Origin of the sequence: Dokdonella sp., from assembly GCF_035511235.1 — a bacterium.
Classification (GTDB): Bacteria; Pseudomonadota; Gammaproteobacteria; order Xanthomonadales; family Rhodanobacteraceae; genus Dokdonella.
The window spans coordinates 1-20,579 of the sequence record NZ_DATKFQ010000036.1; the positions used below are offsets into that span (position 1 = coordinate 1).

Below are 20,579 nucleotides of genomic sequence, written 5' to 3' on the forward strand. Positions count from 1 at the left end.
GTCATGCGGCGGGCGGCGCTGAGCAGCAGCGCGAACGCGAAATCGGCGACGGTATCGGTCAGCACGTCGGGCGTATTGGTCGCCGCGATGCCGGCGGCACGCAGCGCGGCGAGGTCGAGATTGTCGTAGCCGACGCCGACGTTGGCGACGATGCGCAGCCGCTGTGCGCCGGCGATCGCGGCCGCATCGACGCGCTCGGCGATCGTGACGATCGCCGCGTCGGCCTGGCGCAGCCCGGCGGCCAGCGCGGCAGCGTCGCGCTGGCCCTCGACCGGCTCGACGATCAGCTCGGCCTGCGCCGCGAGCGGCGCCAGCACGTCGGCGAACAGCGGCTGCGCGACGTAGACGCGCGGGCGCGCGGCGGTCATGCCGGCACGCGCGGCGTCCGCGGCGCGACGTCGCCGCATTGCGCACGATGCCGCAGCGCCTGGTCGATCAGCACCAGCGCGACCATCGCTTCGGCGATCGGCGTGGCGCGGATGCCGACGCAGGGGTCGTGGCGGCCGATCGTGCGCACCTGGACCGGCTCGCCGGCGAGGTTCACGCTGCGGCCGGGCACCAGGATGCTCGACGTCGGCTTGAACGCGATCGAGGCGACGACCGGCTGGCCGGTCGCGATGCCGCCGAGGATGCCGCCGGCGTGGTTCGACACGAAACCTTCGGGCGTGATCTCGTCGCGGTGTTCGGTACCCTTCTGCGCGACGGCGGCGAAACCGGCGCCGATCTCGACGCCCTTGACCGCATTGATCGACATCAGCGCCGAGGCGAGCTCGGCGTCGAGCTTGCCGTAGATCGGCTCGCCCCAGCCGACCGGCACGCCTTCGGCGACGACGGTGACGCGCGCGCCGACCGAGTCGCCGGCCTTGCGCAAGGCGTCGACGTAGCGTTCGAGCGCGTCGATCATCGACGGATCGGGCCAGAAGAACGGGTTGTCCTCGATCGCGCCGGCGTCGAAATGCTGCGGCACCAGCTCGCCGAGCTGCGCGAGATGGCCGCGGATGCGGATGCCGTGCGCAAGCGCGAGCCATTTCTTGGCGATCACGCCGGCGGCGACGCGCATCGTCGTCTCGCGTGCCGAGGAACGGCCGCCGCCGCGCGGATCGCGGATGCCGTACTTGTGCCAGTAGGTGTAGTCGGCGTGACCGGGGCGGAACGTGTCGCTCAGCTCGCGGTAGTCCTTGGAGCGCGCATCGGTATTGCGGATCAGCAGGCCGATCGGCGTGCCGGTGGTGCGGCCCTCGTAGACGCCGGACAGGATCTCGATCTGGTCGGCCTCGCGGCGCTGCGAGGTGTGGCGCGAGCGGCCGGTCGCGCGCCGGTCCAGGTCCTGACGGAAATCCTCCGGCGCCAGCGGCAGCCCGGGCGGGCAACCGTCGACGACGCAGCCGATCGCCGGACCATGGCTCTCGCCGAACGTGGTCACCGCGAACAGCGTGCCGAAGGTGTTGCCGGCCATCGTCAGCGCCGCGCGGCTGCCGCCGCGGCGATCGCCTCGGCATGTTCGACCAGGTCGGCGCGGTCGATCAGGAATACGCCCATCGCGCCGACGTCGAACTCGATCCAGTTGAACGGCAGCTCCGGCAGCAGCGCGACCAGCGCGTGCTCGCTCTCGCCGACCTCGACGATCAGCACGCCGTCCTCGGTCAGATGATCGGCCGCCTCGGCGAGGATGCGCAGCGCGAAATCGAGGCCGTCTTCGCCGGCGGTGAGGCCCAGCTCCGGCTCGTGCGCGTACTCGGCCGGCAGCTCGGCGAATTCCTGGCACGTCACGTACGGCGGATTGCTGACGATCAGGTCGTAGCGCTCGCCGGCGATGCCGGCGAACAGATCCGAGTGCAGCGCGCGCACGCGCGGCCCGACGTGGTGGAATGCGATGTTCTCGCCGGCCAGCGCCAGCGCGTCGCGGCTGATGTCGACCAGGTCGACCGCCCAGTCCGGATGGTGCACCGCCATCGCGATGCCGATGCAGCCCGAGCCGGTGCACAGGTCCAGCGCGCGTCCTACTTCGCGGTCGTCGAGCCACGGCGAGAAGCCGCGGCGGATCATCTCGGCGATCGGCGAGCGCGGCACCAGCGCGCGCGGATCGGACTTGAACTTCAGATCGGCGAACCAGGCCTCGCCGGTCAGATACGCCACCGGCGTACGCTCGACGATGCGCCGTTCGATCAGCGCGAGCACGTCACGGCGCTCATCGGCGGTCAGCCTGGCCTGGCCGTAGGCCGGCGACAGGTCCGGCGGCAGGTGCAGCACGTGCAGCACCAGATGGGTGGCCTCGTCCAGCGCATTGTCGTAACTGTGGCCGAAGGTCAGTCCGGCGGCGCCGAAGCGGCTGGCCCCGTAGCGGATGAAATCGACGATCGTCGCGAGTTCGGCGGTCATTGACGAAAAGAGATGCGATGGAAGGTCGCACAGTATAGGCGGTAGGCCCCGCTATAATTTGGCGATGACCCCATACCCGTGTTCCGGACGGATCTCCGTCTCGCTGCTGATCGTACTCGCCGCGGTGGCCGCCGCGCTCGGCCTGTGGGCCGGCGACCGCTGGCTCGGCCGCTCGTCCGGTCCCGACCTGCCACCGATGCGCAACGCCCTGCTCTACCCGCAGCCGCGCCAGGTGCCGGATTTCACGCTGCACCAGGCCAACGGCGCGCCGCTGACGCCGGCCGACTGGCGCGGCCGCTGGACGGTGGTGTTCTTCGGCTTTACGCACTGCCCGGACGTCTGTCCGACCACGATGGCGACGTTCAAGGACGTCTGGCAGCGCCTGAAGGCCCAGGGACTGGCCGATCGCGCGCGCTTCGACTTCATCTCGGTGGATCCGGCGCGCGACACGCCGGAGATCCTCGGCCGCTACGTCGCGTTCTTCGATCCGGATTTCGTCGCCGCCACCGGCAGCGACGAGGAGCTGACGCGGCTGACGCGCGGCCTTGGCATGATCTACGCGCGCGGTCCGCTTGAGAACGGCACCTACTCGGTCGACCACAGCGCCTCGGCCGTCATCGTGACGCCGGAAGGCCACGTCGCCGGTCTGTTCCGGCCGCCGTTCGTGGCCGAGGCGGTCGCGGCGGACTTGCGGACGCTGATGGACCACGTCCGATGAACCTGCCCCTGCTTGCGCAGCATCTGCTGCCGCACCGCCTGCTGTCGCGGCTCGTGTACTGGGCCACGCGCTGGGAATGGACGCCTTGGAAGAACTTCCTGATCGGCCAGATCACGCGCCGCTACCAGGTGAACCTCGACGAGGCCGAGCAATCCGACGCCGCGGCGTATCCGCACTTCAACGCGTTCTTCACGCGTGCGCTCAAGCCCGGCGCACGCCGCTTCGACACCGATCCCTGCGAAGTCCTGTGCCCGGCCGACGGCCGCGTCAGCCAGGTCGGCGCAATCGCCGACGGCCACATCTTCCAGGCCAAGGGGCACAGCTACAGCACCGACGAGCTGCTCGGCGACGCGCTGACCGGCGCGCCGTTCCGGGACGGGCGCTTCGCGACGATCTATCTCGCGCCGCGCGACTACCACCGCGTCCACATGCCGTGGGCCGGCACGCTGCGCGAGACCGTCCACATCCCGGGCCGCCTGTTCAGCGTCGCGCCGTTCGCGGTCGCCGGCATTGCGCGCCTGTTCGCGCGCAACGAGCGTCTGGTCTGCCATTTCGACGGCGCGCAGGGCCCGTTCACGGTGGTCCTGGTCGGCGCGATGCTGGTATCGAGCGTCAGCACGGTCTGGGGCGGGCTCGAGATCCCGCCGTACGCGTCGCGGCCGATCCGGCGCGACTGGCGCGGCCGCGGCATCCACCTGGCGCGCGGCGCCGAACTGGGCCGGTTCAACATGGGCTCGACCGTGATCGTGCTGCTGCCGCCGGGCCCGGCGTTCGCGGACGCGCTGCTGCCGCACGCACCGGTCAAGGTCGGCCAGCCGATCGGCCGCTTCGCCTGAGGCGCCGCTTCGCCTGACGCCGTTTCAGCGGGCGCGCCGCGGCGCCTGCGGCCCGCTCGTCACATTGTGACCATTGCTGACATTTTGTGACTGGCTCAACAGGCACGCGCCGCGCTGCCCGGCTAGAATGCCGGCGGGCCGCAGGGGTATGTCCGGCCCGCAGACCGGGAGTTCCCATGCGCCTCGTGATCCGCATCATCGCCCTCAGCCGCGCCACCCAGCTTCGCCGCCAGTTCCGCGAGGTCGGCAAGGCCATCGACGAGCTGACGCCGAACGCCCGCAAGCAGCTGGCCGCGCTGACGATGCGCGAGTTCACGGCCGCCAGCAAGAGCGAGTTCCCGCATCTGTACGCGACGCCGGCCGAGGAGAAATACCGGCCCTGGGGCGCCGGCACCGAGATCGGCCTGGAACGCATGCGCTCGGACAATCCGCAGGTGCGCATGCGCGGCATCGCGCTGTGGCTGACCGTCGCCTACCACGAGACCAAGGATTCGCCGTTCGAGCGGCAGCAGGACGTGCACCGTCTGATCGTGCGCGCGCTGCGTGCGCTCAAGGAAACGGTACCGCCGGCCGAACTGGATCAGTGGTTCGGCGCCAGCGCCAAGGTCGCCTGACGCCGCCGGCGCCCGACGGTCCGGTCGCGGTCGCCTCGCCAACCTTTCGCGCAGCGCCTGACTGCAGCTGACGGCGCGTCCGGCTGCTCGCGGCATCCATCGGTCCCGTCGATTCCGCGCGCGGGCCGCCGGCGCCATCCGTTCGCGGCGCCTGCCGTTCTTCCGACGCAGCGGCGGCCCGGGCCGAGCGTGCCCGCACGCGGCCGCGTCAGTGCGCTCAGCGGTTCGAGCAGCCGGTCAGCTTGAGCGTCTGGCCGGGCTTGATCGCGTATCGCGGGGCGCGGATGCCGTTGGCGCGCGCGATGTCGACCGGCGTGCCGCAGCCGGTGCGCCGCGCGATCGCGGCCAGCGTATCGCCCTTGCGGACCGTGTAGGCGCGCTGGCGCGGGCCACCATCGCGGCTGGTCTCGCGCGCCGTGGAGGCCAGCGCGCGGGCCGGCACGGCCGCATCGCGCAGCTCGCCGGCCAGCGTGCGCCAGCGGCCGCCGGCGCAGGACTCGGCATAGGCCGCCTCGAGCTGCGCCGGCACCTCCAGCCGCGTGCCGGCCGGCTGGCGCTGCTGCGGGTCGTAGCGCGGATTGAGGTTGCGCAGCGTGCGGAACCAGCCGTCGGTCGCACCGCCGGCCTGGCCGAAGCACACGGTCAGCTCGTTGATCGAGGTCGGCTGCGCGAGCACGATCTCGCCGGGCCGGCCGTCGATCTGCGGGAACGTCAGGTTGTAGCGCTCCGGATGCAGGAACAGCCAGGCCGCGGCCAGCACCATCGGCACGTAGTCGCGGGTTTCGCTCGGCAGCGTCGCGTAGAGCTTGGGATCCCAGAAGCTCGCGTCCGGGCGGCCGCCGGCAAGCCGGCGCATGCGCCCCTCGCCGCCGTTGTAGGCGGCCAGCACCAGCTCGAGGTTGTTGTTGAGCGCGGCCAACTGCTCGTTGACGTAGGCGGCGTTGGCGCGCGCCGACAGGCCCGGATCGAAGCGCTGGTCGAAGCCGTCGACGGTCGTCATGCCGAAGCGCAGGCCGGTCGCGTACATGAACTGCAGCGGCCCGGAGGCGCCCGAGCGCGAGACCGCATGCACCTTGCCGCCGGACTCCTTGGCCATGATGCCGAACAGCACCGCCTCGGGCAGGCCGGCCTTGTGGTACTCGGGCCACATCCGATAGCGCATGTACTGGTAGTTGACGTAGGTCGCGATCAGGTTCGGACGGTACTGGGTCAGCCACTGCTCGATCGCGCCCTTGACGGTGCTGTTGACGGCGATGACCTCGGCCAGCTCGCGTCCCTTCAGCAGCGTGATCGAGCGCTCCAGCTCCGGCAGCGCGGCCGTGACCGGCGAGGACTCGCCGGCTTCCTCGGTCGGCTCGCCCGGCGTCGCGCCGTCGGCGATCGGCTCGGCGTCGACGAGGCCGTCCACATGCAGGCGTAGCAGGCGGTCGAACGTGGAATCGAAGCGGTCGCGTTCGCAGCCGGGCGTGCGGCTGCACTGCGCGCTGGCCGCGCGCAGATCGTCGAGCGCGGCCAGCGTCTCGGTGCGCGCGCGCTCGACCTCGCCGGTGCGCGCCGCCGCCAGACCGGTCTCGTAGCGGCGCGCATCGGCTTCGAGCCGCGCATACAGCGCGTCGACGCCCGGCTCGTTGACCTTGCCCGGCACGCTGCTGCCGGTGCGAGACGGCGTGCCGGCGCAGCCGGCGGCGAGCGCGACCAGGGCCGCGATCATCGAAAGGCGAATCGGCAGGATCATGGGCGGATTCCGGCAAGTGATCGCCGCACGTTACCGGGAGCGGCCGGAGCGGGCAACCGCGTTGGCCGCCGCGATGCGGTCGCGCCGCCGCGCCGCGCCGCGCCGCGCCGATGCCGATGCCGATGCCGATGCCGATGCCGATGCCGATGCCGATGCCGGCGCCGAGCGGCACCGGCGTGCCGGATCCGCGCCTCGCGCCCGTCGCGCGCCCGGCAGCGCCCGCATACAATCGCCCCGCAGTGCCGAACCGGCCATCCGAGGACATGCAGTGAGCCAGATACTGATCGGCAAAGGCGACGCCGAGGTGTTCCTCGAGACGCCGTACGCGAATCGCCACGGTCTGATCGCCGGCGCGACCGGCACCGGCAAGTCGGTCACGCTGATGCTGCTGGCCGAAGGTTTCAGCAAGCTCGGCGTGCCGGTGTTCCTGGCCGACGTCAAGGGCGACCTGGCGGGTCTGTGCCAGGCCGGCGCGATGAACGACAAGCTCAAGGCGCGCCTCGACAGGTTCGGCTTCGAATGGAGCGCCAACGCCAATCCGGTCGTATTCTGGGACATCTACGGCGCGCTCGGCCATCCGGTGCGCGCGACGGTCTCGGAGATGGGACCGACCCTGCTGGCGCGCCTGCTCGAGCTCAACGACACGCAGTCGGGCGTGCTCGAGGTGATCTTCAAGGCTGCCGACGACGAGGGCCTGCTGCTGCTCGACCTCAAGGATCTGCGTGCGATCCTGACCTACGCGGCCGAGAACGCCAAGGCGATCTCGCAGCGCTACGGCCTGATCAGCACGGCCTCGATCGCCGCGATCCAGCGCGCGCTGCTGTCGCTCGAGCAAGCCGGCGGCGACGGCTTCTTCGGCGAACCGGCCCTGGAACTGGCCGATTTCATGCGTCAGGACATGAGCGGCCGCGGCATCGTCAACATCCTCGCGGCCGACCAGCTGATCCTCAAGCCGAAGCTGTACTCGACGTTCCTGCTGTGGCTGCTCTCGGAGCTGTTCGAAAAGCTGCCCGAAGCCGGCGACCTCGACCAGCCCAAGCTGGTGTTCTTCTTCGACGAGGCGCATCTGCTGTTCGACGACGCGCCGGCCTCGCTGGTGCAGCGGATCGAGCAGGTCGTGCGGCTGATCCGCTCCAAGGGCGTCGGCGTCTACTTCTGCTCGCAGAACCCCGACGACGTGCCGCCGGTGATCCTCGGCCAGCTCGGCAACCGCGTGCAGCACGCGCTGCGCGCGTTCACGCCGCGCGACCAGAAGGCGGTCAAGGCCGCGGCCGAGACGTTCCCGCCGAATCCGAAGATCAAGGTCGCCGAGGCGATCACCCAGCTCGGCGTCGGCGAGGCCCTGGTCTCGACGCTGCACGCCGGCGGCGTGCCGAGCCCGGTCGAGCGCGCGTTCATCGCCTCGCCGGGCTGCCGCATCGGCACGATCGACGCGAACGAACGCGCGACGGTGCGCTCGCGCTCGCCGGTCGGCGGCAAGTACGACACCGCGCTCGACCGCGAGTCGGCGTTCGAACTGCTGGCCAAGCGTGCCGAGGCGACCGCCGCGACGCGCGAGCCCGATGCGGCGCCCGGCAAGGGCGGCGGCGCGGCGGCGCAGGAACGCGGCTGGATGGACGCAGTCAAGGACGCCGTATTCGGCACCAAGCGTCGCCAGGGCATCCTCGAAACGATGACCAAGACCGCCGCACGCAACGTCGCCGGCCAGATCGGCCGCCAGATCGGCGGTGCGAACGGCTCGAAGATCCTGCGCGGCGTGCTCGGCTCGATCATGAAGCGCTGAGCGGGATGATGCACGCAGCGATGACATCGGCGGCGGTACCATGAGCCGCTGGCGTCCGGCCGCCGCGCCATCGACGGCGATGATCACCGCCGACGGCCATCGCCGTCTGCGCGACGAGCTCGACACGCTCTGGCGTGTGCGGCGGCCGGAGGTGGTCGCCGCGCTGGCGGCCGCCGCGGCCGAGGGCGACCGTTCCGAGAACGCCGAATACACGTATCGCAAGAAGCAGCTCGGCGAGATCGACCGCCGCCTGCGCTACCTGACCAAGCGGCTCGAATCGCTGAAGGTGGTCGATGCGGCGCCGGCCGACACCGGCGTGGTCTATTTCGGCGCGTGGATCGAGCTGGAGGACGAGGCCGGCCGGGGCCGGCTGTACCGCATCGTCGGACCCGACGAGACCGATCCGCAGCGCGGCTGGATCAGTCTCGATTCGCCGCTCGCGCGCGCGGCGCTCGGCAAGCGCGAAGGCGACGCGTTCGAGGTGCAGCTGCCGTCCAGTCCGGCGCACTACGAGATCGTGCGCATCGCCTATCAGGTGCCGGCCGACGCCTGACCGGAACCCCAGTCGGTGAGCTCGCGCAGCACGGTCGTCGCGTAGGCACCCGATTCGAGCGCGAACGCAAGCGTCAGCGTCGTCTCGTCCTCCCATTCCCAGTTCAGGTCGGCGACGCCGAGGCGCAGCGCACGGCGCTCCTGATCGAGCCCGGCGCCGACGAGGCCTTCGGCCAGTTCCGGTTCCGCGGCGGCGACCGCCGCCTCGAGCGCGCGCACCGCGTCCTCGCTGCGCAGCGCGCCACGCCCCCACATCGGACCGGTCGGGTGGATATCGCGTGCGGCCAGACGTGCGGCCAGCGTCTCGTCGAACGGCAGCGGACCGAAGATCGCATGCGAGCCGTCGAGCATCCACACCTCGCCGGCCAGCGCCTGGTTCCAGCTGCCGGCGTCGACGCGCGCGGCGAGCACGCGGTTGAACAGCAGCGAGCGCGCCGCCGACAGCGCATGGCCACGCAGATGGCGCGGCAGGCGCTGCCCGGCGAACAGCTGGCGCGCGAGGACGAGATTGTCGCCGTCGCGACCGAAACGCTGCTCGCCGAAGTAGTTCGGCACGCCGTCGGCCGCGATCGCCGCGAGGCGCATCGCGACCGCATCGACCTCACCACCGACCGCGCGCAGCCGGATCCGGAACCGGTTGCCGCGGTGCGCGCCGCGCTTGAGCTTGCGGTCGTGGCGCAGCGCCTGCAGCACGCGCACGCCGGGCACCTCGAACGCGGCCCAGTCCGGATCGGCGCGCCCCGGCAAATGCAGCGAGATCCACTGCCGCGTCACCGCGTGCCGGTCCTTGAGGCCGGCATAGCCGACACCGACCGCGGCGACGCCGGCAAAGGCACCGAGCTTCTGCGCGACCCAGTCGGTATTGGCCTGGACCTTCTCGATCTGCACGAAGACGTGCTCGCCGGCGCCGGCCGGCTCGAAGCCGAGCAGTTCCTCGACGATGAAATCGGCCGGCTCGGCGCGCAGCAGGCCGCGCAGCAGCGGACCGCCATGCGCGTACGGAAGGCGTTCCATCAGGTCTCCGGATCGAGTCGCGCGACGAGTTCGCGCAGCGGATCGCCGGCCGGCTCGACCATCGCGGCCGGCCGGCGCCGCTCGAGCAGCACGACCGCCAGCGCGGCGATGCCCTCGCCGCGCCCGGTGAAGCCGAGCTGCTCGGTCGTGGTCGCCTTGACGCTGACGTCGCCGACCGCGCAACCGAGGTCGGCCGCGAGATGCTCGCGCATCGCCGCCGCATGCGGACCGACCTTCGGCCTTTCGCCGATCACGGTGACGTCGGCATTGGCGATCGCATAGCCGCGCTCGATCATCAGCGCCGCGCAGTGCAGCAGGAAATGGCGGCTGCCGACGTCCTTCCAGCGTGGATCGGTCGGCGGGAAATGGCGGCCGATGTCGCCGAGCGCCAGCGCGCCGAGCACCGCGTCGCACAGCGCATGGATCACCACGTCGCCGTCCGAGTGCGCGACGAGGCCGTGCGTGTGCGGAATGCGCACGCCGCCGAGCATCACGTGGTCGCCGGCGCCGAAGGCGTGAACGTCGAAACCCTGGCCGATCCGCATGTGGGCAGTCTCCGGTGTTCAGGACGCCGCGGCATCGGCTGTCAGGCGCCGCAGCAGGAACTCGGCCAGCGCTTGATCGGCCGGCGTCGTCACCTTGATGTTGTCGTCGGCGCCCTCGACCAGCAGCGGCCGCAGGCCGCAGCGCTCCATCGCCATCGCCTCGTCGGTGACCTCGATGCCGTCCGCACGCGCCGACCCCAGTGCCGCCGCCAGCGCGCCGCGTGCGAACAGCTGCGGCGTCAGTGCACGCCAGCGCGATTCGCGCGGCTCGGTGACGTCGACGCGCTGCGCCGCGTCGGCGCGCTTGAGCGTATCGCGCAGCGGCGCCGCCAGCAGGGCACCACCAGCCGGCACGCCGAGCGCGATCAGGCGCTCGATGTCGTCGGCGCGCACGCAGGGGCGCGCCGCATCGTGGACCAGCACGAAATCCGCAGGCGCCACCGTCGCCGGCAAGGCCTCGAGCCCGGCCAGCACCGAATCGGCACGGGTACGCCCGCCGCTCGCGACGAGCAGCGGCTTGCCGGCCGGCTTGTCGATGGCCGGCCAGTGCGGATCGCCAGCCGCCAGCACGACGACCAGACCGGCGATGCGCCGATGCGCGGCCAGACGCTCGAGCGTCCAGGCCAGCAGCGGCCGGCCGCCGATCGGCACGTATTGCTTGGGCAGTTCGCCGCCGAAGCGCAGGCCGCGGCCGGCGGCGACCACGACGCACCAGCACGAGGGGATCACGTCCATCGGCCTACTTGCGCTCGCCGGGCTTGGCCGGTTCCACCACGTGATAGAACGTCTCGCCGGGCTTGATCAGGCCGAGCTCCGAGCGCGCGCGCTCCTCGACCGCGGCGTCGCCGTGCTTCAAGTCCTCGACGTCGGCGGCCAGCGCGTCGTTGCGCACCCTGAGCCTTTCGTTCTCGGCGGTCTGCTCGGCGATGCGCGCCTCCAGCGTCCAGATGTCGCGCATGCCGCCCTGCCCGGTCCACAGCTTGACCTGCAGCGCGATCAGCACGATCAACAGCAGGAGGGCGACGTAGCGCAGCACGACGGCGTGTCAGCGGAAGTCCGGCAGGTTCGGGAACGCCTCGCGGCCGGCGTAGCGCGCGGCCGAGCCGAGCGCCTCCTCGATCCGCAGCAGCTGGTTGTACTTGGCGACGCGATCGGAGCGGCACAGCGAGCCGGTCTTGATCTGGGTCGCGGTCGTCGCGACCGACAGGTCCGCGATCGTCGTGTCCTCGGTCTCGCCGGAGCGGTGCGAGACCACCGCGGCGTACTTCGCCGCGTCGGCCATCGCGATCGCGTCGAGCGTCTCGGTCAGCGTGCCGATCTGGTTGACCTTGATCAGGATCGCATTGGCGATGTGGCGGTCGATGCCTTCCTTGAGGATCGCCGTATTGGTCACGAACAGGTCGTCGCCGACCAGCTGCACGGTGCGGCCGATCTTCTCGGTCAGGAGCTTCCAGCCGTCCCAGTCGCCCTCGGCCATGCCGTCCTCGATCGTGACGATCGGGTACTGCCGGGTCCAGCCGGCCAGGAAATCGGCGAACTGTTCGGACGAGAGCACCTTGCCCTCGCCCTCGAGGTGGTAGGCGCCGTCCTTGTAGAACTCCGAACTGGCCACGTCGAGGCCGAGCCAGATGTCCCGACCGACCGCATAGCCGGCCTGGCCGATCGCCTCGAGGATCGTTTCGACCGCTTCCTCGTTCGAGCGCAGGTTCGGCGCGAAACCGCCTTCGTCGCCGACCGCGGTCGAGAGTCCACGCCCCTTCAGCACCGACTTGAGCGCATGGAAGATCTCGGTGCCGGCGCGCAGCGCTTCGGCGAAGCTCGGCAAGCCGACCGGCAGCACCATGAATTCCTGCATGTCGACGTTGTTGTCGGCATGCGCGCCGCCGTTGACGATGTTCATCATCGGCACCGGCAGCCGCGCGGCGCGGTCGCCGGCCAGATGCTTCCACAGCGGCAGCCGCCGCGAGGCGGCGACCGCATGCGCATTGGCCAGCGAGACGCCGAGCAACGCATTGGCGCCGAGGCGGCCCTTGTTCGGCGTGCCGTCGAGCGCGATCAGCTTCCCGTCGAGCCCACGCTGGTCGGCCGCATCGAAACCGGCGAGCGCCTCGGCGATCGTCGTGTTGACGTTGGCGACCGCGTTGCGCACGCCCTTGCCGAGATAGCGCGCCTTGTCGCCGTCGCGCAGCTCGACCGCCTCGCGCGAGCCGGTCGAGGCCCCGGACGGCACTGCGGCGCGGCCGAGCGAACCGTCGGTCAGCGTGACCTCGGCTTCGAGCGTCGGATTGCCGCGCGAGTCGAGGATTTCGCGGGCGTGGATCTTGGATATCTGCATCGAAAGAAGGCCCAATTAGTGAAGAAAGCTCAGTCGAAACCTTGAATGAGAATGAACTCACCCACGCCCGGATAGACGTAGACCGCACCGTCATTTTGCGGCGCGCCGGAGAGCCAGGGGCCGTGAGGATCGCCGATGAAGAGATCGCCACCCGCGACTGCCACTTCAAACCCACCGCTCGACGCTTCCGGGTCCGTCACGATGTACTGTCGGACCTGGCGGTCGCCGTCGAACGACAAGGCGTAGGCGCCCTTCGTGCGTGTGCTGCGTATTGCCAGTGTCGACTCGCTGCATGCGAGTGAACTGCCGAAGGTGGGATCGGGGCCGCCGATCGTGACGATCGGCGCACCGTCCGCGACCCACGACTCCGGACCGCCGTGATAGACCGTAACGTAACCTTGCACCGGTGGCGAGGCGCCGCTGGTCCGACCGGTCGTCGACACAACGAGACGCGAACCGCACAGGGCCATCGCCCGCCCGAATGCGTAGCCGTCGGGAATCGAGGCCCCCAAGCTGGAGGCGAACCGCCACTCGTCGTTCTCGCGAACGAATGTCGATATTGCAAATCGCGTCCCGCCGGAAAAGAACGTCGGGTCACCGACGACAAGCATGTGTGCGTTGGCGGCCATCACCTCGCCGAACAGGGGTGCATCGAACGGGGGAACCAATTCACGCGCCTCGCCCCAGAGCTCCCCCTCCAAGGTATATGTATAGACGCGGCTGCGCACCATTACATCGTTGGCACTCCACTCACCGAGACTGATCGCGATCGACGAATCGGACACCACGAGATTGCGCACATAGCCGTTGAACGACGGTGCCGGAGAGTTAAGCCGCTGGGCAAACGACCAACCAGCGGCGGTGCGACGGTACATGTCGACATAATTGGGCCAGCCCGTCGCGCCAATGTCGCGCGTCGCTATCGCCAGCCACGTCTCACCCATCGCGAGCCGATACATCGAGAATCGCGGCTCCGCCGGCATATGCTGGACCGCATGCCACGCGCCACCAGACCGCGTGTAGATCGAAACCAAGCCTGGGGTCGAGGCAGAGAGGACACCCAGTTCTCCCTTCCACGTCGTCATTGCATCGCCGAACATTCCGGCGACGTGCCCCGGCGGCGGCTCGGGCCTCAATATCTGCTGAGCATGCACCGCGCCCGCAGCCAGACTCGCTCCAGCGAACAAGAGCGTCAACAATGGCCGTCCCCATTCCCCGATCATGAGTGTCTCCAACTCAGAGGGCTCCATTAGCCTCGCGACGATGTTAGTTCACTCGGAACGAGCGAGCACGCGCTTCGCGACACCGTCGAGTTCGACCAGCGACTCCAGCAGATCTTCCATCTTGCCGAGCGGCCAGGCATTGGGCCCGTCGCTGAGCGCCTGGTCCGGGTCCGGATGGGTTTCCATGAAGATGCCGGCGATGCCGACCGCGACGGCGGCGCGCGCCAGCACCGGCACGAACTCGCGCTGGCCGCCGGACTTGCCGCCGGCACCGCCCGGGAGCTGCACCGAATGGGTCGCATCGAACACGACCGGGCAGCCGGTCTCGCGCATCACGCTGAGCGAGCGCATGTCCGAGACAAGGTTGTTGTAGCCGAAGCTCGCGCCGCGCTCGCAGACCATGATCTGCGGATTGCCGGTCGACCTGGCCTTGTCGACGACGTGCTTCATCTCCCACGGCGACAGGAACTGGCCCTTCTTGATGTTGACCGGGCGGCCGACGCTGCAGGCCTTGAGGATGAAGTCGGTCTGGCGGCACAGGAACGCCGGCGTCTGCAGCACGTCGACGACCTCGGCGACCTCCTCCATCGGCGTGTACTCGTGCACGTCGGTCAGCACCGGCACACCGATCTGGCGCTTGACCTCGGACAGGATGCGCAATCCCTCCTCGATGCCGGGACCGCGATGGCCGCTGATCGAGGTGCGGTTGGCCTTGTCGAAGCTCGACTTGTAGATGAAGGGGATGCCGAGCCGGCCGGTGATGTCCTTGAGCTGGCCGGCGGTGTCGAGCGCGAGCTGCTCGGACTCGATCACGCAGGGCCCGGCGATCAGGAACAGCGGCCGGTCGAGGCCGACCTCGAAGTCGCAGAGCTTCACGCCAGGTTCTCCGATCCGGCCTGCGCGAAGCGCTCGGCGGTGCGCACCGCGCGGTACTCGCGCGCGGCGCGAATGAAGCCGATGAACAGCGGGTGGCCGTCGCGCGGCGTGGACGTGAATTCCGGATGCGCCTGGCAGCCGATGTACCAGGGATGGTCGGCCAGCTCGATCATCTCGACCAGCAGGTCGTCCATCGACTTGCCCGAGATCACCAGGCCGAGATCCTCGAAGCGCTGGCGATAGCGGTTGTTGAACTCGTAGCGATGGCGATGGCGCTCGCGCACGACGTCCTTGCCGTAGAGCTCGCGCGCCAGCGTGCCGGCCTTGAGCCGGCATTCCTGCGCGCCCAGGCGCATCGTGCCGCCGAGATCGGAGGACTCGTCGCGCTTCTCGACCTCGCCGCTGCTGGTCGTCCACTCGGTGATCAGCGCGATCACCGGGTCGCGGCAGCTCTGGTCGTTCTCGCTCGAGTTGGCGGCCTCCAGCCCGGCGATGTGGCGCGCGAAATCGACCACGGCCGCGTGCATGCCGTAGCAGATGCCGAAATACGGCACGCGATTCTCGCGCGCGTAGCGCGCCGCGGCGATCTTGCCTTCGAAGCCGCGCTTGCCGAAGCCGCCCGGGACCAGGATCGCGTCGACGCCGCCGAGCACCTCGTCGCTGCGGCGCTCGACGTCCTCGGACTCGACCCAGCGCAGGTTGACGCGCGTGCGCTGCTTGATGCCGCCGTGACGCAGCGCCTCGCCGAGCGACTTGTAGGCGTCCTTGTGCTCGACGTACTTGCCGACGATCGCGATCGTGACCTCGTCGCGCGGGTGCTCGATCGCCTCGACCGCGCGCTGCCATTCGGACAGGTCGGCCGGCCGTGCCTTGAAGTTGAGCCGGTCCAGGACGATGTCGTCCAGGCCCTGCTGGTGCAGCCACAGCGGCAGGCTGTAGATCACGTCGACGTCGATCGCGCTGATGACGGCCTTCTCGGGCACGTTCGTGAACAGCGCGATCTTGCGCCGGTCCGACTGCGGCAGCGGCTGCTCGCAGCGGCACAGCAGGACGTCGGGCTGGATGCCGATCGAGCGCAGCTCCTTGACCGAATGTTGGGTCGGCTTGGTCTTGATCTCGCCGGCGGCCTTGATGAACGGCACCAGGGTCAGATGCATGAACATCGACATTTCCTGGCCGTGCTCGCTGCGGATCTGGCGGATCGCCTCGAGGAACGGCAGCGACTCGATGTCGCCGACGGTGCCGCCGATCTCGACCAGGGCCACGTCGAAGCCGCTGGTGGCTTCGTAGATGCGGTGCTTGATCTCGTCGGTGATGTGCGGGATCACCTGCACGGTCGCGCCGAGATAGTCGCCGCGCCGCTCCTTGGCGATCACGCTCTCGTAGATCTTGCCGGTCGTGATCGAGTTCTTGCCGGTCAGCCGCGTATGGATGAAGCGCTCGTAGTGACCGAGGTCGAGGTCGGTCTCGGCGCCATCGTCGGTGACGTACACCTCGCCGTGCTGGAACGGGCTCATCGTGCCCGGATCGACGTTGATGTAGGGATCGAGCTTCATCATCGTCACGCGCAGACCGCGCGCCTCGAGGATGGCAGCCAGTGACGCGGCCGCGATGCCCTTGCCAAGCGAGGACACCACGCCTCCGGTCACGAAGATCAGGGGAGTCATGGAAAGCAATCCGCAGGAAAACGCTATTCTACCGACTCGCTCAGCGCGTCGCGAGCATTGACGGCGCGCGCCGCTCTGCCGGCGGTCGCGGCGGCCTGCGGCACGACGCCGCGTCGCCTGCCGGCCGCTGCGCAGAACCCGGCGGTACATTTAACGGAGCATGAACAACAGGCCCGGCGGGCTTTGCTAACGTCGCCGCCGGTCGCGCCGCAAGGGTGGCCTTTCGACTTCACCCTGCCGAGCCCCGCCCGATGCGAAAGCACCCCGCGCGACTGCGACGTGTTCATGGCCTGAGCCTGGGCCTGGCCCTGCTCCTCGCCGCCGATCTGCACGCCGCATCGCTCGACTGGACCGGCCCGATCGGCCTCGACGCCTGGCTCGGCACGCCGACCACCACTTCGCTCGCGCTGCCGGCCGCGGAATCCGCATCCGCCGCGATGCCTGCCGAGAATCAGACCGCGGCCGCACGCCCCGATCCGGGCCACCTGCTGATCGCCCTGGCCAAGGATCTGCGCAACATCCGCTACCGCCGCGGCGGCACCAACCCCAAGACCGGCTTCGACTGCAGCGGCTTCGTCCGCTACGTCTTCCAGCACGCGCTCGGCATCGAGCTGCCGATCGGCTCGGCCGCGCAGTTCCGCATCGGCGACACGATCGACCGCAGCCAGATGCAGGCCGGCGACCTGGTGTTCTTCCGCACCGCCGGTCGGCGCATCTCGCACGTCGGCATCTATGTGGCCGAGGGCCGCTTCATCCATGCGCCGTCGGCCGGCAAGGTGGTGCGCGTGGACAGTCTCGAGGAACGCTACTGGGCACGCCGCTTCGCCGGCGCCAAACGGCCCGAGGCGATCGCCCGCACCTAGCAGCACGCTCGCAGGCGCCGGTCGCGCGAGGTCAGCGCGTCGGAACCGCGCCCTCTTCGGCCGATGCGGCCGCAGCGGCAGCGTCCGCCGGCTCCTCCAGCCGCCAGAAGATCAGCGCCGACAGCAGGCTCAGCACGCCGAGGCAGACGAAGGTGATCTGGAAGCCGGTCAGCACCGGCAGCGGTCCGAGCAGCGCGCGTGGCCCGGTGAACGCGGCGAGCAGACCCCCGGCGATCGCCACGCCGAAGCTCATCGACAGCATCATCACCATCGACAGCACGCTGTTGCCGCTGCTGGCCAGACCGCCTTGGAGATCGCGCAGCGCCACCGTGTTCATCGCGGTGAACTGCAGCGAATTGAACGCGCCGAACACCGAGAACTGCACGACCAGCAGCCACGGCGGCGGCTGCGGCCCGATCAAGCCGAAGCTGGCGATCGACAACCCCACGCACAGCGTGTTGACGATCAGCACCCTGCGATAGCCGTAGCGTCCGATCAGACGCACCGCGGGCCGCTTGATGAAGATGCTCGCAGCCGCGACCGGAATCATCATCAGGCCGGCCTGCGCCGCCGGGTAGCCGAGCGCGACCTGCAGCAGCAGCGGAATCAGCAGCGGCATGCCGCTGCTGCCGAGCCTGGACACCAGATTGCCGGCGACGCCGACGCGGAACAGGCGCACGCCGAACAGCGCCGGCGCGAACAGCGGCTCGGCGACGCGCCGGCTGCGCAGCACGTACAGTGCGAGCGCGGCGGTGCCCGCGGCGAACAATCCGCCGAGCGCGGCCAGGCCGCCGCGCCGCAGCGGCAGGCCGTCCAGCGCCAGCAGGATCGCGACCATGCCGATCGCCAGCAGCGCGTAGCCGCCGAGGTCGAAGCGGCGCGCGCCGTCACCGCGCAGGTCCGGCATCACGCGCAGGGCCCAGACTAGGCCGGCCAGACCGATCGGCAGGTTGATCAGGAAGATCCAGTGCCAGGACGCGAAATCGACCAGCCAGCCGCCGAGCGCCGGACCGACCAGCGGGCCGGCCAGGCCCGGCATCGTCACCAGGCTCATCGCACGCAGGAAACCCGCGCCCGGAAACATGCGCAGCACGGCGAGCCGGCCGACCGGCAGCAGCATCGCGCCGCCGAGCCCCTGCACGATGCGCGCAAGCACGATCTGGGTCAGATTGCGCGACAGCGCGCAGGCCAGCGAGCCCAGCGTGAACAGCGCGATCGCGGCGATGAAGACGCGTCGCGTCCCGAGCCGGTCGGCCAGCCAGCCGGACGCCGGGATCAGGATCGCCACGGTCAGCGCGTAGGCGATCACCACCGCCTGCATGCGCAACGGCGACTCGCCGAGCCCGGCCGCCATCGCCGGCAGCGCGGTGTTGACGATCGTCGTGTCGAGCATCTGCATGAAGACCGCGATCGCGACCAGCCAGAGCAGCGAGTCGCGCGGTATTGTCCGGTCCATCGGACGATCATGCCGTCTTGACCCCATCGCCGGCTATGCCCATCCTGCCGGCCCCGCCCCAGCCGAACCGTTCATGAGCAGCCGCTACAACGCCGCCGACATCGAAGTCCTGTCCGGCCTGGATCCGGTCAAGCGCCGGCCCGGCATGTATACCGACACGGCACGGCCGAACCATCTGGCCCAGGAAGTCATCGACAACTCGGTCGACGAGGCGCTGGCCGGCCACGCGCACAGCATCGACGTGGTCGTGCATGCCGACGGCTCGGTCACGGTCGGCGACGATGGCCGCGGCATGCCGGTGGACGTGCATCCGGAGGAAGGCATTCCCGGCGTCGAACTGATCCTGACCCGCCTGCATGCGGGCGGCAAGTTCTCGAACCGCAACTACCAGTTCTCGGGCGGTCTGCACGGCGTCGGCGTGTCGGTCGTCAACGCGCTCTCGCAGCGCGTGGAGGTCACGATCCGCCGCGACGGCCAGATCCACCACATGGCATTTCGCGACGGCGAGCGCGCCAGCGAGCTGACCGTGACCGGCAGCGTGCCGAAGAAGCAGACCGGCACGACGGTGCGCTTCTGGCCGGACCCCAAGTACTTCGACTCGCCGAAGATCTCGCTGTCGCGGTTGCGCCACGTGCTGCGCGCCAAGGCCGTGCTCTGCGCCGGCCTCAAGGTGCGCCTGACCGACGAGGCCAGCGGCGAGCAGGCGCAGTGGTACTACGAGGACGGGCTGCGCGACTACCTGCGCTCGATGGTCGGCGAGGCCGAGCGGCTGCCCGAGGAGCTCTACGTCGGCCACCAGCAGCGCGAGAAGAGCGCGGTCGACTTCGCGCTGGCCTGGCTGCCGGAAGGCGAGCTGACCCAGGAGAGCTACGTCAACCTGATCCCGACCGCGCAGGGCGGCACCCACGTCAACGGCCTGCGCACCGGCCTGACCAATGCGCTGCGCGAGTTCTGCGACTTCCGCAACCTGCTGCCGCGCGGCGTCAAGCTGGCGCCTGAGGACGTCTGGGACCGGCTGAGCTTCGTGCTGTCGCTGCGCATGCAGGAGCCGCAGTTCTCGGGCCAGACCAAGGAGCGATTGTCCTCGCGCGACGCCGCCGGCATCGTCGAGAGCGCCGCGCACGACGGCTTCTCGCTGTACCTGAACCAGCACGTCGCGGTCGGCGAGAGGATCGCCCAGCTCGCGATCGAGCGCGCCGCGCTGCGCCTCAAGGCCGAGAAGCAGATCGTCCGCAAGAAGGTCACGCAAGGTCCGGCCCTGCCCGGCAAGCTCGCCGATTGCGCGTCGAGCGACCTGTCGCGGACCGAGCTGTTCCTGGTCGAGGGCGATTCGGCCGGCGGCTCGGCACGCCAGGCGCGCGACAAGGATTTCCAGGCGATCCTGCCGCTGCGCGGCAAGATCCTCAACACCTGGGAAGTCGAATCGACCAGCGTGCTCGCCTCGCAGGAAGTCCACGACCTGGCCGTCGCGGTCGGCTGCGATCCGGGCAAGGACGATCTGGCCGGCCTGCGCTACGGCAAGATCTGCATCCTCGCCGACGCCGACTCGGACGGCCTGCACATCGCCACGCTGCTGTGCGCCTTGTTCCTGCGCCACTTCCCGGCGCTGGTGCGCGCCGGCCACGTCTTCGTCGCGATGCCGCCGCTGTTCCGCGTCGACGTCGGCAAGCAGATGTTCTACTGCCTCGACGAAAGCGAGCGCGACGCGATGCTCGAGAAGATCCAGCGCGAAAAGATCCGCGGCGCGGTCAGCGTCACGCGCTTCAAGGGCCTGGGCGAGATGAACCCCTCGCAGTTGCGCGAATCGACGATCAATCCCGACACGCGGCGCCTGGTCCAGCTGACCGTCGGCGACGGCGACGACGGCACGCGCCCGCTGATGGACATGCTGCTCAGCAAGAAGCGCGCGGGCGACCGCAAGTCCTGGCTCGAGGAGAAGGGCGACCTCGCCTCGCTGGAGGTCTGAGCCGACCGGCGCCGGCC

The 20,579-nt window shown here is 69.9% G+C and carries 19 protein-coding genes and 1 pseudogene; 7 read left to right on the forward strand and 13 right to left on the reverse strand.

Annotated features, from left to right (window positions below; all coding sequences use genetic code 11):
- From VMR06_RS15015 to prmB, 3 genes and pseudogenes are all read right to left on the reverse strand, one after another.
- Window positions 1–368: pseudogene (locus VMR06_RS15015) on the reverse strand (D-glycerate dehydrogenase); the annotation flags it as partial.
- On the reverse strand, window positions 365–1,456 hold the full coding sequence (aroC, locus tag VMR06_RS15020) for a chorismate synthase (protein WP_325377746.1): 1,092 nt from the start codon (window positions 1,454–1,456) through the stop codon (window positions 365–367). The pseudogene VMR06_RS15015 and the gene aroC, both read right to left, overlap by 4 nt.
- Window positions 1,457–1,458: 2 nt before the next feature.
- On the reverse strand, window positions 1,459–2,379 hold the full coding sequence (gene prmB / locus VMR06_RS15025; RefSeq protein WP_325377748.1) for a 50S ribosomal protein L3 N(5)-glutamine methyltransferase: 921 nt from the start codon (window positions 2,377–2,379) through the stop codon (window positions 1,459–1,461).
- A 64-nt stretch (window positions 2,380–2,443) separates the two neighbouring features.
- Here prmB and VMR06_RS15030 point away from each other — a divergent pair, with 64 nt between their 5' ends.
- The 3 genes from VMR06_RS15030 (at window position 2,444) to VMR06_RS15040 (ending at window position 4,547) form a co-directional block, all read left to right on the forward strand.
- Window positions 2,444–3,097, forward strand: a complete 654-nt coding sequence (locus VMR06_RS15030) for an SCO family protein (protein WP_325377749.1) — start codon at window positions 2,444–2,446, stop codon at window positions 3,095–3,097.
- Window positions 3,094–3,933 carry an archaetidylserine decarboxylase gene (gene asd, locus VMR06_RS15035; protein ID WP_325377751.1) on the forward strand — a complete coding sequence of 280 codons (840 nt, stop codon included), beginning with the start codon at window positions 3,094–3,096 and terminating at the stop codon, window positions 3,931–3,933. Before VMR06_RS15030 ends, asd begins: the two co-directional genes overlap by 4 nt.
- Before the next feature lie 176 nt (window positions 3,934–4,109).
- Entirely contained in the window at window positions 4,110–4,547 is a 438-nt protein-coding gene (locus VMR06_RS15040; RefSeq protein ID WP_325377753.1) for a hypothetical protein, read from the forward strand.
- A 217-nt stretch (window positions 4,548–4,764) separates the two neighbouring features.
- Here VMR06_RS15040 and VMR06_RS15045 read toward each other — a convergent pair whose 3' ends face one another.
- Window positions 4,765–6,282, reverse strand: a complete 1,518-nt coding sequence (locus VMR06_RS15045) for a transglycosylase SLT domain-containing protein (protein WP_325377755.1) — start codon at window positions 6,280–6,282, stop codon at window positions 4,765–4,767.
- Window positions 6,283–6,550: 268 nt separating this feature from the next.
- Between VMR06_RS15045 and VMR06_RS15050 the strand changes: the two genes are divergently transcribed.
- On the forward strand, window positions 6,551–8,065 hold the full coding sequence (locus tag VMR06_RS15050) for a helicase HerA-like domain-containing protein (protein WP_325377757.1): 1,515 nt from the start codon (window positions 6,551–6,553) through the stop codon (window positions 8,063–8,065).
- Between the two features lie 40 nt (window positions 8,066–8,105).
- The gene (gene greB, locus VMR06_RS15055) at window positions 8,106–8,618 is read left to right on the forward strand and encodes a transcription elongation factor GreB (RefSeq protein WP_325377759.1); all 513 of its coding nucleotides are present in this window, start codon (window positions 8,106–8,108) and stop codon (window positions 8,616–8,618) included.
- Here greB and truD read toward each other — a convergent pair.
- From truD to VMR06_RS15095, 8 genes are read right to left on the reverse strand one after another with little or no spacing between them, the layout of a single operon-like run.
- Complete coding sequence (gene truD / locus VMR06_RS15060) at window positions 8,597–9,631, reverse strand: tRNA pseudouridine(13) synthase TruD (protein ID WP_325377761.1); 1,035 nt, start codon at window positions 9,629–9,631, stop codon at window positions 8,597–8,599. The genes greB and truD overlap by 22 nt on opposite strands.
- A complete protein-coding gene (ispF, locus tag VMR06_RS15065) occupies window positions 9,631–10,176 on the reverse strand; it encodes a 2-C-methyl-D-erythritol 2,4-cyclodiphosphate synthase (RefSeq protein ID WP_325377762.1) in 546 nt (181 codons plus the stop codon). Before ispF ends, truD begins: the two co-directional genes overlap by 1 nt.
- An 18-nt stretch (window positions 10,177–10,194) precedes the next feature.
- Window positions 10,195–10,905, reverse strand: a complete 711-nt coding sequence (ispD, locus tag VMR06_RS15070; RefSeq protein WP_325378158.1) for a 2-C-methyl-D-erythritol 4-phosphate cytidylyltransferase — start codon at window positions 10,903–10,905, stop codon at window positions 10,195–10,197.
- Between the two features lie 10 nt (window positions 10,906–10,915).
- Window positions 10,916–11,212 (reverse strand): cell division protein FtsB, encoded by a 297-nt coding sequence (gene ftsB, locus VMR06_RS15075; RefSeq protein WP_325377764.1) that lies wholly within the window; start codon window positions 11,210–11,212, stop codon window positions 10,916–10,918.
- A gap of 9 nt (window positions 11,213–11,221) precedes the next feature.
- Window positions 11,222–12,511 carry a phosphopyruvate hydratase gene (eno, locus tag VMR06_RS15080; protein ID WP_325377766.1) on the reverse strand — a complete coding sequence of 430 codons (1,290 nt, stop codon included), beginning with the start codon at window positions 12,509–12,511 and terminating at the stop codon, window positions 11,222–11,224.
- A 29-nt stretch (window positions 12,512–12,540) separates the two neighbouring features.
- The gene (locus VMR06_RS15085) at window positions 12,541–13,734 is read right to left on the reverse strand and encodes a hypothetical protein (RefSeq protein WP_325377768.1); all 1,194 of its coding nucleotides are present in this window, start codon (window positions 13,732–13,734) and stop codon (window positions 12,541–12,543) included.
- Between the two features lie 48 nt (window positions 13,735–13,782).
- Complete coding sequence (gene kdsA, locus VMR06_RS15090) at window positions 13,783–14,610, reverse strand: 3-deoxy-8-phosphooctulonate synthase (protein ID WP_325377770.1); 828 nt, start codon at window positions 14,608–14,610, stop codon at window positions 13,783–13,785.
- Window positions 14,607–16,277 (reverse strand): CTP synthase, encoded by a 1,671-nt coding sequence (locus tag VMR06_RS15095; RefSeq protein ID WP_325377772.1) that lies wholly within the window; start codon window positions 16,275–16,277, stop codon window positions 14,607–14,609. The genes kdsA and VMR06_RS15095 overlap by 4 nt, the downstream gene beginning before the upstream one ends.
- Window positions 16,278–16,528: 251 nt before the next feature.
- On the opposite strand from VMR06_RS15095, the gene VMR06_RS15100 reads away from it, so the two are divergent.
- Window positions 16,529–17,140, forward strand: coding sequence for a C40 family peptidase (locus tag VMR06_RS15100; RefSeq protein WP_325377774.1), 612 nt, complete (start codon window positions 16,529–16,531; stop codon window positions 17,138–17,140).
- Window positions 17,141–17,171: 31 nt separating this feature from the next.
- Here the strand turns inward: VMR06_RS15100 and mdtD are convergent, their stop codons facing one another.
- Window positions 17,172–18,596: a multidrug transporter subunit MdtD gene (gene mdtD, locus VMR06_RS15105; RefSeq protein WP_325377776.1), complete on the reverse strand. Its 1,425-nt coding sequence runs from the start codon at window positions 18,594–18,596 to the stop codon at window positions 17,172–17,174.
- 73 nt (window positions 18,597–18,669) lie between these two features.
- Here mdtD and parE point away from each other — a divergent pair, with 73 nt between their 5' ends.
- Window positions 18,670–20,562 (forward strand): DNA topoisomerase IV subunit B, encoded by a 1,893-nt coding sequence (gene parE, locus VMR06_RS15110; protein WP_325377778.1) that lies wholly within the window; start codon window positions 18,670–18,672, stop codon window positions 20,560–20,562.
- The last annotated feature ends 17 nt before the right edge of the window (window positions 20,563–20,579 follow it).

Bases quoted from the DNA above. Each gene is read 5' to 3' on its own strand.
- aroC (WP_325377746.1), bottom strand. From the start codon at position 1,456: ATGGCCGGCAACACCTTCGGCACGCTGTTCGCGGTGACCACGTTCGGC.
- prmB (WP_325377748.1), bottom strand. From the start codon at position 2,379: ATGACCGCCGAACTCGCGACGATCGTCGATTTCATCCGCTACGGGGCC.
- VMR06_RS15030 (WP_325377749.1), top strand. From the start codon at position 2,444: ATGACCCCATACCCGTGTTCCGGACGGATCTCCGTCTCGCTGCTGATC.
- asd (WP_325377751.1), top strand. From the start codon at position 3,094: ATGAACCTGCCCCTGCTTGCGCAGCATCTGCTGCCGCACCGCCTGCTG.
- VMR06_RS15040 (WP_325377753.1), top strand. From the start codon at position 4,110: ATGCGCCTCGTGATCCGCATCATCGCCCTCAGCCGCGCCACCCAGCTT.
- VMR06_RS15045 (WP_325377755.1), bottom strand. From the start codon at position 6,282: ATGATCCTGCCGATTCGCCTTTCGATGATCGCGGCCCTGGTCGCGCTC.
- greB (WP_325377759.1), top strand. From the start codon at position 8,106: ATGAGCCGCTGGCGTCCGGCCGCCGCGCCATCGACGGCGATGATCACC.
- truD (WP_325377761.1), bottom strand. From the start codon at position 9,631: ATGGAACGCCTTCCGTACGCGCATGGCGGTCCGCTGCTGCGCGGCCTG.
- ispF (WP_325377762.1), bottom strand. From the start codon at position 10,176: ATGCGGATCGGCCAGGGTTTCGACGTTCACGCCTTCGGCGCCGGCGAC.
- eno (WP_325377766.1), bottom strand. From the start codon at position 12,511: ATGCAGATATCCAAGATCCACGCCCGCGAAATCCTCGACTCGCGCGGC.
- VMR06_RS15085 (WP_325377768.1), bottom strand. From the start codon at position 13,734: ATGATCGGGGAATGGGGACGGCCATTGTTGACGCTCTTGTTCGCTGGA.
- VMR06_RS15095 (WP_325377772.1), bottom strand. From the start codon at position 16,277: ATGACTCCCCTGATCTTCGTGACCGGAGGCGTGGTGTCCTCGCTTGGC.
- VMR06_RS15100 (WP_325377774.1), top strand. From the start codon at position 16,529: ATGCGAAAGCACCCCGCGCGACTGCGACGTGTTCATGGCCTGAGCCTG.
- mdtD (WP_325377776.1), bottom strand. From the start codon at position 18,596: ATGGACCGGACAATACCGCGCGACTCGCTGCTCTGGCTGGTCGCGATC.
- parE (WP_325377778.1), top strand. From the start codon at position 18,670: ATGAGCAGCCGCTACAACGCCGCCGACATCGAAGTCCTGTCCGGCCTG.